Origin of the sequence: Acinetobacter nosocomialis, assembly GCF_041021905.1 — a bacterium.
GTDB classification, from domain to species: Bacteria; Pseudomonadota; Gammaproteobacteria; order Pseudomonadales; family Moraxellaceae; genus Acinetobacter; species Acinetobacter nosocomialis.
The window spans coordinates 1211452-1225536 of the sequence record NZ_CP157432.1 but is presented as its reverse complement, the minus strand read 5'-3'; the positions used below and the strand labels follow the sequence as shown (position 1 = coordinate 1225536).

Here is a 14085-nt window from a genome sequence, read left to right as displayed (position 1 = left end):
ACCCATATGACTGCTCAAATGAAAACAAATACATCAGCAAAAAAAGCTGTCAATTCGCCTAGCCATATTTACGATACCTTTATTGTGGGTGCCGGAATTTCCGGTATTGCCGCAGCAATTCGTCTCGACCAAGTGGGCTATACCAACTACAAAATTATTGAAAAAGCAGCACGTGTAGGTGGTACTTGGCGTGAAAACACGTATCCGGGCTGTGGCTGCGATGTACCTTCAGCTCTGTATTCATACTCGTTTGCCCCAAGTGCAAAATGGAGTCACTTATTTGCACGCCAACCGGAAATTTTAAGTTACTTAGAAGATGTAAGTAACGAGTTTAATATCACGTCTAAAATTGAGTTTAACAACGAACTGCTCAATGCTGCTTGGGACGAAACACGCCATTTATGGGTACTTGATACAACTAGTGGTCAATATCTATCGCGAACTGTTATTTTTGCAACAGGTCCAATTACCGAAGCACAAATTCCACGTCTTGAAGGTTTAGATACCTTTACTGGTGAAATGTTCCATTCGGCAAAATGGAACCATGACTATGACTTAACTGGAAAACGCATTGCTATAATTGGTACTGGTGCATCTGCTATTCAGTTTGTGCCACAAATTCAACCCAAAGCAAAAGAGCTATTTGTGTTCCAACGTACAGCACCTTGGGTACTGCCAAAACCAGATACCGACTTGGGCGAGTTGAGTAAATCCGTCATTGCCAAATATCCAGCGATTCAGGCAAGCTGGCGTAAAAGTGTAGCGCTAACGTTGAATGCAATTAACTTTGGTTTACGTAACCCACTTGCGCTAAAACCAGTAAATGTACTCGGCAAGCAATTACTTAAACTTCAAATTGCAGACCCTGAGTTACGTAAAAACGTAACGCCTAATTTTGATATTGGTTGTAAACGTATTTTGTTTGCTAACAATTACTACCCTGCACTACAAGCACCGAATACCACGCTTATTCCACATGGTTTAGTGAAGGTTGAAGGAAATACGGTGATTGCTGCCAATGGTGAACGCCACGAAGTTGATGTGATTATTTGGGGCACCGGGTTTGAAGTATCTCACCCGCCAATCGGTAAACGTGTGTTTAATGAAAAAGGACAACGTTTAAATGATTTATGGAAAAACACTTCACCAGAAGCTTACTTAGGAACCAACATTGAAAATGTACCAAATGCATTCTTAGTTTTGGGACCAAACGTACTGGTTTATGACTCGTTTATTGGCTTGGCAGAAGCACAGCTCGACTATATTGTAGATGGCTTGCTAAAAATTAAAAACAAAGGGATTAGCAAACTAAACGTTAAGTCTGATGTGATTAAAAAGCACAACGACTTGGTACAAAAGCATCTGCAAACCACTGTATTTAATAGTGGTGGCTGTAAGAGTTATTACCTTGATGCTAACGGTCGCAACTTTGCAGCATGGCCGTGGTCATTGAAAAAGCTGAAACAACGCTTGAAAAAACTAGATTTGAAAGATTATGACGTCATATATCAAACGTCAAAAACACATTAATTTGTAATTTTGACCAAATCAGTTGTAAGTAATAGGCAGTGTATTTTTGTTTTTGATAAAATACACTGCCTTTTTCATTATATCTTCAAGAAATAAAAGAACAGGTTAAAAATGAAAGAAGGTCAATCAAGCCGTACTGCCGAAGCCGCCGCTGCCTTACGCGCAAATCACTTTAAAAATACGACAAACCCTGTATTTTCAGACCCCTATGCTTTTGAAATGACCAGTAAGGGTTGGAAAAAGCTTTTATCTACTCCGCTCATTGTTAAATTAATGAATTCTCCCCTTTTAAACCGCACCTTAGGTTTATTGAGTGGGCAGGTTGTGTGCCGATCACGTTATGCTGAAGACTTACTTAATCAGGCTGTTCAACACAATATTGAACAATATGTTTTGGTTGGAGCGGGTTTAGACTCTTTTGTATTACGTGAGTCACAACATTACCCAACTTTAAAAATTTTTGAGGTCGACCATCCTGATACTCAAGCTGCGAAACAATCCAAACTCAAAAAACTAGGAAATATTCCTACTACTGTTGAATTTGTTGCTATTAACTTTGAAAAAGAATCTATCTCTGAGGCGCTTGCCCGGAGTCACTATGTACGAAAAGCTCCGGCTTTCTTTTCTTGGTTGGGTACTACTCATTATTTAAAACCGGATACTACACTGCAAACTTTAAAAAGTATTGCTGAGTTTGCTGCAAACGGTAGCGAAGTAGTACTCGACTATTCAACCGATTTTCAGGAGCTAAACGGCATTGAGCGACTCGGGAGTATCGGTGTTGCACAGTTTACCCATTTACTGAAAGAACCTTTATTAGGCCAATTTAAACCTTCAGATTTACACAATGCTGTTAAAAACATGGGCTTTGAAGTGGTTGAAGATTTGTCTGGTGAAGCTATTACTGAACGTTATTTTTATAAGCGTGCCGACAATATACGCCATACATCAGCGACGCGCTTATTGCATTTGCGTTTAAAAAAATAAAGATACTTGGGTTATCGGTTATTTAACCGCATGGCATGAGGTGTTTTCCCATGCCATCTTTTATAAGCATGAATAAAGCTGGCAGGCTCTGCATAACCTAACCATTCGGCAATTTGCTCAACCGAAGCTTTTGGTAACGCCAAATATTGCTCTGCTAAAACCTGTCTAACCTCTTCACGAATTTGGATAAAAGTCATTCCCTCTAATGCCAAATGGCGGCGCAGGGTTCTTGTATTTAAATGCAGCCGATCAGCGACTATTTCCATAGATGGCATTTCCCCACGCGTACTCATTAGCTGTTGTTGCACTAAGTTTGTAAATTTATTTTGTGATTGGCGTTTTTCTAATATTTGACGACATTGTTCTTCGGCTGTATGTAAAACTAGATCATTTGCCATAAGTAGCTTCTGGTCTACTTTTTGCGGATCAAGAATCACAAAACTTTTGGCTGCGCCAAATTCCGGCATAACCCCAAATAAATTCCGATAAGGCTCTACATCGCCTTTAGGTTGAAAAGAAAAAGCCAAATATTGGCAAAAATTATCCTGCACCAAATCTCGCTGTACCGTAATGAGCGCAGCCGCATCTCGTTCAATAATGAATTGACGAACTGATAAGGGAATATCTTGCTCATCAATTTCGATACGGATTCCTTCTGGTGTATCCGATACCTCAAAGCGAGTAAAAGCAAAAGTTAACGTGAAATAGGTTAAAGCCAAATCTAGTGCTTCGCGAATGCTGGCGCTACTCATCAGAGCCATGCCTAATGGCCCAAATGTGGTGAAATGATAGCGTGTGCCCACTTCTAAGCCTAATGTCGGTCTGTCTCCTAGTTGCTCAACCAAGTTATGAATCAACTGTAATTCCTGATGGCCTGTCACCACCATATTAGGATCAAGTAATTGTTGTTGGCTAAGTCCAGTCCCTTTTAAAATCGTCTGATAAGAAATGCCTGATTCCATCGCGAAATCAGCCATTAACCGAACACTATGTACACTGCGTTCAAATGCCCATGCATACTTCACTGTATCGCTCAGAATGTCCTCGAATCACAATATTTTGTCCTCATCCATCCTCTAAATCAAGTTAATAAACGTCTATTCTGCATACAGGAAATTGCGATTTTTTCGCTCACTGTTTTTAAGGATTTTAGAGCAGCCTATGTTTAATTCGTCGTCTAATTCAAATAAAAATGTACGCATCGCCATTATTGGCACTGGCTTTGGTGGTCTAGGACTTGCCATTCGTCTCAAACAAGCAGGTTTTGAACAATTTACTCTATTTGAAAAAGCTGCCGATGTAGGTGGTGTCTGGCGTGACAATACTTATCCGGGTGCTGCATGTGATGTGCCGTCGCATCTTTATTCTTTTTCTTTTGAACAGGAACTTGGTTGGAAAAATCGCTACGGGACATCTCAAGAGATTTATCAATATTTGCGTCACTGTGCCGATAAATATGATCTTCGTCCGCACATCAAATTTAATACTGAAATAGCCAGCGCCGAATTTGATGCTTTGCAAGGCGTATGGCATATCCAAAGTACGGCTGGTGAACAGTTTGAAGCAGAATTTTTAGTGGGCGCGGTAGGCCAGCTCAACCGTCCTGCCTATCCAAAACTTAAAGACATTGAAAATTTCAAAGGTAAGGCATTTCACTCAGCACGCTGGGACCATGACTATGACTTAACTGGCAAACGTGTTGCAGTCATTGGTACAGGCGCAAGTGCGATTCAGTTTGTACCTGAAATTGCAAAACAAGTGGCTCACCTAGACGTTTATCAACGCTCGGCACCGTATGTCATTCCTAAACCAGATCGGGTTTATCAACCTTTAGAGAAAAAAGCTTTCCGTAAACTGCCGATCTTGCAAAGTCTAGACCGTGCCTTGCAATATGGTCATCATGAAATTCGCCTACTTGCTTTTACAACTTCACTCAATGAAATGCCTTTGGTGGAATATTTATTTCAGCGCCACATTCGAAAAGTTGTTAAAGATGGAAAGTTACGTCACCGCTTAATGCCAGATTATCCAATTGGTTGTAAACGTATTTTAATTTCTAACCACTGGTATGAAACACTGACTCAACCTCATGTTGATGTGATTGATACAGGCATTCAAGAAATTACCGAACATGGCATTTTAGACACGGAAGGAAATCTACGTGAAGTTGATGCCATTATTTACGGTACAGGTTTTACGGCGACTGAATTTATGGCGCCAATGCAAATTACTGGACTTGATGGTCGCACCTTAAAAGAAACATGGAAAGATGGTGCTGAAGCTTATTTAGGCCTGACAGTAAACGGATTCCCTAACTTCTTTATGCTGTATGGGCCAAATACCAACCTCGGGCATAACTCAATTGTTTATATGATTGAAAGCCAAGTAAATTATATTTTAGATGCGCTGCGCACTACTTTGAAAAATAACCTGCTGTTCACCAACATTCGTGCCGAAATTCAACACGAATTTAATCAAGATATTCAAGAGAAAATGAAAAAAACGGTGTGGGCGCAAGGCTGTACCAGTTGGTACCAAACTGCTGATGGTAAAAATACCAATAACTGGCCGGGTTTCACTCTTGAATATCGTCAACGCACTCGTCGCTTTGACATTGAAAACTACACTCAGGTGTCGGCTATTTCTTAAATAAGCTTCGCCATAGGAAATGAGAAAAATAAACGGAGAATTTTATGAAGTCTTTTAAAAATAAAGTCGCAGCTGTGACAGGTGCGGGTTCAGGTATTGGACAAGCAATTGCCATAGCACTCGCTAAACAAGGCTGTCACCTGGCACTTTCTGATATTAGTGAAGCTGGGTTAGCCAAAACAGTCGAGCTGTTAGCGCCCTACTCTGTCAAAGTCACCACTCAAAAAGTTGATGTCGCTAAACGTGATGACGTTGCAACTTGGGCAAAAGCAGTTGTAGATGAACATGGCCAAGTTAACCTGATTTTTAATAATGCTGGTGTCGCGATTGGTAGTACAGCGGAAGGTGTGAGCTATGAAGATCTTGAATGGCTCATTGGTATTAATTTTTGGGGCGTGGTTTATGGCACCAAAGAATTTTTGCCTTACTTAAAGCAAAGTGGTGATGGGCATATTATTAATATTTCCAGTATGTTTGGCTTAACAGCTCAACCGACCCAAAGTGCTTATAACGCCAGTAAATTTGCCGTTCGTGGTTTTACTGAATCATTGCGCCAAGAACTTGATATGCAAAATGCTGGTGTGAGCGCGACTTGTGTGCATCCGGGTGGTATTCGTACCAATATTGCCAAAGCTGCACGTATGAACAATAGCGTCCAGTCTTTAGGAATGGACCCGCTAAAAAGCCAAGACGCTTTCGATAAATTACTTCGCACTCCTGCTGATGATGCAGCTCAGCAAATTTTGGAGGCTGTTCGTAAGAACCGTCGCCGTTTACTTATTGGAGCCGATGCAAAAGCCGTTGATGTAATTCAGCGTATTCTTCCGCAAGGCTACCAAAAGATCTTTGCAACCGCGACTGCTTGGCAAACTCGACTACTTAATAAGTCAGCAAAATAAAAATAGTGGTCAGCATACTCTTGATTTTCAGAGATGCTGACTAATCTCACCTGCTTAGTATGAGTGCTTATCATGAAGCAACTTCTCGCATGGACCATTCGTACCACACTACGCCCAGCTTTATCTCCTAAAACGCCAGTGAAATTACAACGTTTTTGTAGCGATGCGGCCAGTGCTATTGTGCTTGGGCCACGTGGTTATCAAACTAAAAAGCAAAATATTGCTCAAGTACCGACAGTTCATATTCAGCCTAAAACGACCAAATCAGGGCTCGGCATTTTGTATTTGCATGGCGGTGGCTATGTAGTGGGTAGCTCAAAAAGTCACACGAAGCTTGCAGCTCAGATCGGACATGCAGCTCAGGCACAAGTCTGGTTAGCTGAATATCGTTTAGCCCCAGAACATCCAAGCCCTGCTGCTATTGAAGATAGCATTGCAGTCTATAAGGCTTTACTTGCTCAAGGACAAGATCCCAAAAAACTTGTGATTGCTGGTGACTCCGCTGGTGGCGGCCTGAGCTTAAGTACAGTTATTGCGCTAAGGAACGCAGGTTTACCTTTACCAGCGGCATTAGTTTTACTTTCACCTTGGGTTGACTTAAGTCTTTCAGGAAGCACGCTGAAAACTCATGCTGTTCAAGATGCAATGCTCTCAGAAGACTGGTTAGTTTGGTGTGCAAAAAACTATTGCGGCCAAAAATCGGCAACCGATCCGACCTGCTCCCCACTTTATGCTGACTTAACCGGATTACCACCGGTTCTGATCCATGTTGGTACCGAAGAAGTTTTATTAGATGATGCGAAACGTCTTGCAGAACAAGCCGAGAAATGCGGTATTCCGACCACATTTAAGATTTATGACAAAGTTGGGCACGTTTTTCAATTCCATGCAGGTATACTAAAAGAATCCGATGACTCAATTAAGCGCATTGGACAATTCATTGATAAACACATGCAGTCAATATAAAAAATATCACTAGACAGGAGCCTTTGGCATGGCATCAAACAATTATGACTATGATTATCTCATCATTGGTTCAGGCTTTGGCGGTAGTGTTTCTGCCTGCCGTCTCACCGAAAAAGGCTACTCAGTTGCTGTAATGGAAATGGGGCGTCGTTGGAAAGCTGAAGATTTTGCTAAAAATAACTGGAACACACGCCGCTGGATCTGGCGTCCGGGTATGAAACTTTTTGGTTATTTCAATATGCGTTTTTTTCGCCATGTCACTATTATTTGCGGTAATGCCGTAGGCGGTGGCTCAATTACCTATGCCAATACCCTGCTCGTTCCACCCGAACACATTTGGGATGAAGGCACTTGGGCAGATGCTGCGGACTGGAAAAATGAAATGCCGCAGCACTATGCCGAAGCAGAACGTATGCTTGGAGTGACTGACAATAAAATACTTGGCCCTGCCGATCACATGTTAAAGAAAATGGGTGAAGCGGTAGGTGTAGGCCATACCTTTAAACCGACTCGTGTTGCAACCTTTTTTCCTCCCGAAGGCGAAGAAGGTGGAAAGACTTATCCAGACCCTTATTTTAACGGTGAAGGACCAGATCGTGGCACCTGTACAGCATGTGGTGGCTGTATGACAGGTTGTAAACACAATGCAAAAAATACTCTAGATAAAAATTATTTGTACTTTGCCGAAAAAAATGGCGCCAAGGTTTATGAAGAAACCAAAGTGGTTGATGTTAAACCACTCAATGGCAAAGTCGATGGTAGTGATGGTTATGAAGTCACGACTGAATGCTCAAGCTCATGGTTTAACAAACAACGTCGTACTTGGCGGGTTCGTAACGTAATTTTCTCGGCATCTTCTTTGGGCACCCAAGAAATGCTATTCCGCTTAAAACAATCTGGTTCTCTACCAAATATTTCTGATGATTTGGGTAATCGGGTACGTACCAATGCGGAGTCTATCTTAGGAGTCCGTTTCTTTGATAAAGATGTCGATATGAGTAAGGGCGTTGCAATTGGTTCAAGCATCTATATTGACCATGATACTCATATTGAAGCGACACGCTACCAAAGTGGTTCCGATGCTATGGGTCTCATGTGTACGTATATGGCAAAAGGTAAACCAGGTTGGACACGTATTTTTTATTGGTTATGGGTACTCATTAGCCATCCACTTATATTCTTACGTATGAGCAACCCTGTTGGTTTTGCACGTCAAACCTTAATTTTCTTAGTAATGCAAACTGCCGATGCTTCAATTAACATGCGTTTAAAACGCAATTGGTTCTGGCCTTTTGGCAAGGTTTTGTCGAGTGAAGGAAAAAAGCTTCCTGTTTATATTCCACAAGCCAATACCTTTACTGAAAAAGTCGCCAAAATGTTTAATGGTCATCCAATAACGACCATTACCGAAATTTTATTTAATGTGCCTTTTACTGCTCACTGTATGGGAGGCTGCGCGATTGCATCTAGCCCAGAACAAGGTGTAGTCGATGGCAAAAATCGTGTGTTTAACTATAAAAATTTATATGTTGTAGATGGCTCTATGTTGGGTGCCAATTTAGGTGTAAACCCAAGTTTAACCATTACTGCTCTAGCAGAACGTGCAATGTCTTATATTCCGGCTAAACACACTTTGGATGAACAACCAGACTATCCAATAACGGAAGAAACCATAGAGATCACGAAAGCCTCTGCCTAAACTAGCAAGTTGTTTTATAAAAAAAGCCTATTTAAAAATAGGCTTTTTTATTTAGTTTCTTAAATTACATCGCTACCGCTTTAGCACGAGCTGCATGCAATTTTTTATAACTCTCAATTAGACGTAAATGGCGATCAAGCCCTTCTAGTTTCATGCTTGTTGGCGTTAAACCATAGAAACGAACGCTACCGTCGACAGAACCTAATACCGCATCCATTCGTGTGTCACCAAACATACGGCGGAAGTTAGTCAGGTAGTCTTCAAGCTCTAGTTCTTCATCTAATATTACTTCAAGTACCACGTTCATACATTGATAGAACAAACCACGCTCAACGGTGTTGGTGTTATATTGCAAGTAAGTTTCGACAAGCTCTTTTGCTTCTTCAAATTGTTGTAATGCAACATAAATGAGCAATTTCAGTTCTAAAATTGTGAGCTGTCCCCAAACTGTATTGTCATCAAATTCGATGCCAATGAGTGTGGTAATTTCAGTGTAATCGTCTAGCTCACATTCCTCTAAGCGCTCAACCAACGCCTCAAGCTGTTCATCATCCAAACGATGCAAATTTAAAATATCTTCACGGAATGCAAGTGCCTTATTGGTATTGTCCCAAATCAGATCTTCAACAAGATAAATTTCTGAATAATCAGGAACTAAAATACGGCAAGCGGTCGCACCTAAGTGCTCATAGACTGCCATATACACTTCTTTACCCATCTCTTCGAGAATACCGAACAAAGTTGCAGCTTCTTCTGCATTCGACTCTTCGCCTTCGCCAGAAAAATCCCATTCAACAAAGTCATAGTCAGATTTAGAGCTAAAGAAGCGCCAAGAAACTAAACCGCTTGAGTCAATAAAGTGCTCAACAAAGTTATTCGGCTCAGTCACTGCATTACTTTGGAAAGTCGGTTGAGGTAAATCATTTAAGCCTTCAAAACTACGGCCTTGAAGTAATTCGGTCAGACTACGTTCCAACGCAACTTCAAAACTTGGATGCGCACCGAAAGATGCAAACACCCCACCCGTACGCGGGTTCATTAAAGTTACACACATTACAGGGAACTGACCGCCTAATGATGCATCTTTAACTAATACAGGAAAACCTTGCTCTTCTAAGCCTTTAATACCAGCCACAATACTTGGGTATTTTGCTAATACGTCTTCAGGAACATCTGGAAGTGCAATTTCACCTTCTAAAATTTCACGTTTTACAGCACGTTCAAAAATTTCAGACAAACATTGAACTTGAGCTTCTGCCAAAGTGTTGCCTGCACTCATACCGTTACTTAAGTACAAGTTTTCAATTAAATTTGATGGGAAATATACAACTTCACCGTCAGACTGGCGCACAAAAGGTAGCGAGCAAATGCCACGCTCTATATTGCCTGAGTTGGTATCATATAAATGCGTGCCAAGTAACTCATCATCTGGGTTGTAAATCTCAAGACAATATTCATCTAAGATTTCTTTAGGTAATTCACCATTTGGACCCGGTTTAAACCATTTTTCATCTGGATAATGCACAAATTCAGCATTGGCAATATCTTCACCCCAGAACTGGTCGTTATAGAAGAAGTTACAGTTTAAACGCTCAATAAACTCGCCCAATGCAGATGCCAAAGCACTTTCTTTAGTGGCACCTTTACCATTGGTAAAGCACATCGGAGACTGTGCATCACGAATGTGTAACGACCATACATTTGGGACAATATTACGCCAAGACGCGATTTCTATCTTCATGCCCAAATTTGCCAAAATAGCAGACATATTGGCAATGGTTTCTTCTAATGGTAGATCTTTACCTTGAATATAGGTATGGTTTTCTGAAGTTAAACTTGGCAATAACAATGCTTGTGCATCTGCATCAATGCTTTCAACTTCTTCAATAATAAATTCAGGAACCGTTTGAATGACTTTTTTAACAGTACAGCGGTCAATCGAACGTAAAATCCCTTGGCGATCTTTTTCTGAAATATCGGCTGGTAATTCAATTTGAATTTTAAAGGTTTGCTTATAGCGGTTTTCAGGATCAACAATATTATTTTGCGATAAACGAATATTATCGGTTGGGATATCTCGAGCTGCACAATACACTTTTACAAAGTACGCTGCACACAATGCTGACGATGCTAAAAAGTAGTCAAATGGGCCCGGTGCCGAACCGTCACCCTTGTAGCGAATTGGTTGATCGGCAATTACCGTAAAGTCATCGAACTTAGCTTCCTGTCGAAGATTGTCGAGATAATTAACCTTGATTTCCATGCTGGCACCTAAATATTTTTATGTGTCAGCACAGACACATAAAATTCTAAATATTGAAAAATAAGCCGAATCACAGCGAAGAAATTGACTTAAAAAAATGAGAGATTAAAGCCATGTGTTTAATGAACAACTCAATGGGCTTTAATAAGATTGGCGGTATTATAGAGTGATTTTGTGAAGTTGATAACTAAAGTTAAAACATTGATGGTCACAATGTTTTAACTTGTCTTGAATTTAGTTAAATATTAACCATTAAAATTTAAAGGTGTAATCAACATTCAAACGCGTTTCATTTGCCGAGTGGAAGGTCATATTCGTTGGCATATCATTACGGTAGTGAGAAAAGCGGGCCCGCACTCCTAAGCCTTTTAATTTACCTTCAGGAATTTTATAGCCCAAATCAAACTCCATCGACTCTTCTTTAAAACGCTGATCACCATATTGCAGCAAATCAATATCTTCACCTTTGGCATAACGGGTCATAAAGCGCAGTCCATTCAATGAAACATCCCCCATCCGCGCATTTTTAAAGTCATATTCATAACGAATCGAATAGACTTTTTCATCTTTATTTGAGTAGTCCGAACTCATAAAATCAAGCACAACTGGACTTTCTGTTCCCGACAAAAATGGCAAACCAGTCGAACCAAATGACTGCATATAACCCAAAGAAACCGTATGATTTTGATAGTTCAAACCAAATAGGCCGCTAATATGACGGTTATCAACCTCTCCTATTTTTTTACTTCCAGTTTCCTCACTATTAAAAAAACGTACATCGCTTAAAAAATTAAGCTGATCGTTTAAAGGTTGTTTTCCGTTAAAGCCTAAAAACTGTTGCTGGTAAATGTCTTTGAGTTCAGCATGATAAGCACGTAAACGGTAATCCTTTAACTGATAGCTTCCACCTAGTGTATAAAAAGAATCAGTAGTTGCCGCTTTGTCAAAACGATGGTTGATATTGTCTGTTCCAACATCGGTATAACGGATTGAGTCACGTTGACGCACTTCGTCGACATAAAACCCCTCTAATTGAAGATTTGGAATTTCATTTGAAATAAAGCGGATACCGCGGTAAGTCTGAGGGAACAAACGCGCTGGCGATGAAAATATGGTTGGTAATTGTGGAACTAAATCCCCTACAAAAAGCTCATTTTTTCTAAATTTAGCCTTCCCTGTAATGCCGATTTTTCCATAATAGTCGTCACGCGAGTTATCGGTATTCACTGGGAGTAAGCCACTACGCGCATAGTCATCAGCATGGCTTCCCATCAGGTTAAAACCTGCCATTGCCAGTACATCTACACCAAACCCAACTGTCCCTTCGGTATAACCAGACTGTCCTTTAAAAATTAGACCCTGCGCCCAATCTCTGCCTGCTGTATAGGGATATGGGTCTTTTTTATAGTCTCGGTCAAAGTAAAAATTACGCAGTGTCAGCTCAGCTTTACTGTCGGCTATAAACTCGGCATGTACGACTTGACTAAATAATGGGCACAAGCATACCCCCACCCACAATGGTGTCTTTTTCATTTTTATCTCAACTATTTAATTTTTAATGGATTAAGGTGCTGTTTTAAGAGAGTAGTTTTGCTCTTTTTTACTTCGGTAAAAAGCATTGCCCAAACTTAAAATCAGGAAAATAGCCAAAATAAACACCACACCGTAATAGGCATACAGTGTTGCGGGTGCTATACCTTTATCCAGAAAAATGCCTGCGACCGTTGGCGATAAAATTGCCCCAATTCGTCCAAAACCAATTGCATAGCCCACGCCACGACTACGAATTTCGGCATCATAAATTGTTGGAGAAATAGAATATAAACCTGCCACACAGCCATTAATAAGTGTACCAAGTAATAAACCGACTATAAGCGCAATGCTGACTTGAGATGAGACAGCAACAAATAGGAAAACACATGCCGAGGTTAGCCCTAAAAACAGACTTAAGGCATAAAAGACTTTCATGCGCGATGCCAATAAACCAATAATGGCCGCCCCGAAAATACCGCCAATACTAATTAAAATGCCGGTACTTACGGCTTGTTCAGGCGATATTCCCATTGAAATCAGAATTTTTGGTGTCCAGCTCATGACAAAATAAAAGCCAAACGTTACTAAGAAGAATGCAAACCAAAGACAAAGTGTCTGGAACCCCTGCTGCCCTGAAAATAATTTACCAATATCACCTGTATTTTTTTGATTATTCTGGCCGTAATAAGGTAAAGCTTTTAAAGCAGTTAACCCCATACGATTTACTGTTGCGTTAATACGTTCTAATGCCTGTTTTGGTCTTTTTGCCAACAAATAATCTAAAGATTCAGGTAATAACCAGGCACTAATCAGCAACATCACTATGGTTGTGATCCCCCCTGCCAAAAAGATTGAACGCCAACCTAAATGCTCAATCAAGGCCAGTGAGAGTACTCCGCCTAGTGTCGCACCAATGCCATAACCTGTAGACATTAAGCTCACTGCGAGACTGCGCCAGCGTGCATTGGCATACTCACTTGCCAAGACATTACTACTCGCAAGAATTCCGCCTACCCCAATTCCGGTAATAAACCGAAGTGCTGCCAACATGCCATGACTTTGCACCAAAGCACAGCCCAACATGCTAAGACCTGCAATCACTAAACAAACCAAGATAAGTAAACGGCGACCGATTTTATCGGCTAAAGGCGCAAGAAAAATTGAACCGGCAGCCATCCCAAAAAGACCTGAACTCAGCAATAAGCCAATTTGTGCCCCTGAAAGTGACCATTCTGCTGACACTGATGGAGCAGTAAATGCCATTACCATCACGTCAAAGCCATCAATAATATTGAGACAAATACAGATCAAAATGATGAACCATTGATAACGGCTCATATTATTTTGATTGATCTCACTTAGAACATCTCTTTCCATTTATGCATCTCCCAATGTGGATAAGAGATACACACGACATTGCTAATATGAGCGATTGGGTGGTTATGCATATCCGTATCCATCATGACCTAGAGGAATATTTGTTTTTTGGAGCATCCTGCTCTTTTTCTATACTGAATATTTGGATCCAAAAAATCAACAATATTTTTAAAATTTAATAA

At 40.6% G+C, this 14085-nt stretch carries 10 protein-coding genes; 6 read left to right on the top strand and 4 right to left on the bottom strand.

Annotated features, from left to right (window positions below):
* Positions 1 to 6: 6 nt before the first annotated feature.
* Both ABLC00_RS05745 and ABLC00_RS05740 read left to right on the top strand, forming a co-directional pair.
* The gene (locus tag ABLC00_RS05745; protein ID WP_033854450.1) at positions 7 to 1530 is read left to right on the top strand and encodes an NAD(P)/FAD-dependent oxidoreductase; all 1524 of its coding nucleotides are present in this window, start codon (positions 7 to 9) and stop codon (positions 1528 to 1530) included.
* 111 nt (positions 1531 to 1641) lie between these two features.
* Positions 1642 to 2517 carry a class I SAM-dependent methyltransferase gene (locus ABLC00_RS05740; RefSeq protein ID WP_004888062.1) on the top strand — a complete coding sequence of 292 codons (876 nt, stop codon included), beginning with the start codon at positions 1642 to 1644 and terminating at the stop codon, positions 2515 to 2517.
* Positions 2518 to 2528: 11 nt separating this feature from the next.
* On the opposite strand, the gene ABLC00_RS05735 is transcribed toward ABLC00_RS05740, so the two are convergent.
* Complete coding sequence (locus ABLC00_RS05735; RefSeq protein ID WP_004888064.1) at positions 2529 to 3542, bottom strand: AraC family transcriptional regulator; 1014 nt, start codon at positions 3540 to 3542, stop codon at positions 2529 to 2531.
* Between the two features lie 136 nt (positions 3543 to 3678).
* Between ABLC00_RS05735 and ABLC00_RS05730 the strand changes: the two genes are divergently transcribed.
* The 4 genes from ABLC00_RS05730 to ABLC00_RS05715 all read left to right on the top strand — a co-directional run bounded on the left by ABLC00_RS05730 (position 3679) and on the right by ABLC00_RS05715 (position 8730).
* Complete coding sequence (locus ABLC00_RS05730) at positions 3679 to 5166, top strand: NAD(P)/FAD-dependent oxidoreductase (protein WP_004888067.1); 1488 nt, start codon at positions 3679 to 3681, stop codon at positions 5164 to 5166.
* A gap of 44 nt (positions 5167 to 5210) precedes the next feature.
* Positions 5211 to 6065 carry an SDR family oxidoreductase gene (locus ABLC00_RS05725; protein ID WP_004888069.1) on the top strand — a complete coding sequence of 285 codons (855 nt, stop codon included), beginning with the start codon at positions 5211 to 5213 and terminating at the stop codon, positions 6063 to 6065.
* A 72-nt stretch (positions 6066 to 6137) separates the two neighbouring features.
* Positions 6138 to 7031 (top strand): alpha/beta hydrolase, encoded by an 894-nt coding sequence (locus tag ABLC00_RS05720; RefSeq protein ID WP_004888070.1) that lies wholly within the window; start codon positions 6138 to 6140, stop codon positions 7029 to 7031.
* Positions 7032 to 7059: 28 nt separating this feature from the next.
* Positions 7060 to 8730 (top strand): GMC family oxidoreductase, encoded by a 1671-nt coding sequence (locus ABLC00_RS05715; protein WP_004888072.1) that lies wholly within the window; start codon positions 7060 to 7062, stop codon positions 8728 to 8730.
* Positions 8731 to 8794: 64 nt separating this feature from the next.
* On the opposite strand, the gene ABLC00_RS05710 is transcribed toward ABLC00_RS05715, so the two are convergent.
* The 3 genes from ABLC00_RS05710 to ABLC00_RS05700 form a co-directional block, all read right to left on the bottom strand.
* The gene (locus ABLC00_RS05710) at positions 8795 to 10993 is read right to left on the bottom strand and encodes an OsmC domain/YcaO domain-containing protein (RefSeq protein ID WP_004888074.1); all 2199 of its coding nucleotides are present in this window, start codon (positions 10991 to 10993) and stop codon (positions 8795 to 8797) included.
* A gap of 252 nt (positions 10994 to 11245) precedes the next feature.
* Positions 11246 to 12526 carry an OprD family outer membrane porin gene (locus ABLC00_RS05705; RefSeq protein WP_033846194.1) on the bottom strand — a complete coding sequence of 427 codons (1281 nt, stop codon included), beginning with the start codon at positions 12524 to 12526 and terminating at the stop codon, positions 11246 to 11248.
* Between the two features lie 30 nt (positions 12527 to 12556).
* Positions 12557 to 13903, bottom strand: a complete 1347-nt coding sequence (locus ABLC00_RS05700; RefSeq protein ID WP_044423588.1) for an MFS transporter — start codon at positions 13901 to 13903, stop codon at positions 12557 to 12559.
* Between the last annotated feature and the right edge of the window lie 182 nt (positions 13904 to 14085).

What these genes read in the sequence shown, in the direction of transcription:
- ABLC00_RS05745 (WP_033854450.1), top strand. Translation starts at nt 7, where the DNA reads ATGACTGCTCAAATGAAAACAAATACATCAGCAAAAAAAGCTGTCAAT.
- ABLC00_RS05740 (WP_004888062.1), top strand. Translation starts at nt 1,642, where the DNA reads ATGAAAGAAGGTCAATCAAGCCGTACTGCCGAAGCCGCCGCTGCCTTA.
- ABLC00_RS05730 (WP_004888067.1), top strand. Translation starts at nt 3,679, where the DNA reads ATGTTTAATTCGTCGTCTAATTCAAATAAAAATGTACGCATCGCCATT.
- ABLC00_RS05725 (WP_004888069.1), top strand. Translation starts at nt 5,211, where the DNA reads ATGAAGTCTTTTAAAAATAAAGTCGCAGCTGTGACAGGTGCGGGTTCA.
- ABLC00_RS05720 (WP_004888070.1), top strand. Translation starts at nt 6,138, where the DNA reads ATGAAGCAACTTCTCGCATGGACCATTCGTACCACACTACGCCCAGCT.
- ABLC00_RS05715 (WP_004888072.1), top strand. Translation starts at nt 7,060, where the DNA reads ATGGCATCAAACAATTATGACTATGATTATCTCATCATTGGTTCAGGC.
- ABLC00_RS05710 (WP_004888074.1), bottom strand. Translation starts at nt 10,993, where the DNA reads ATGGAAATCAAGGTTAATTATCTCGACAATCTTCGACAGGAAGCTAAG.
- ABLC00_RS05705 (WP_033846194.1), bottom strand. Translation starts at nt 12,526, where the DNA reads ATGAAAAAGACACCATTGTGGGTGGGGGTATGCTTGTGCCCATTATTT.
- ABLC00_RS05700 (WP_044423588.1), bottom strand. Translation starts at nt 13,903, where the DNA reads ATGGAAAGAGATGTTCTAAGTGAGATCAATCAAAATAATATGAGCCGT.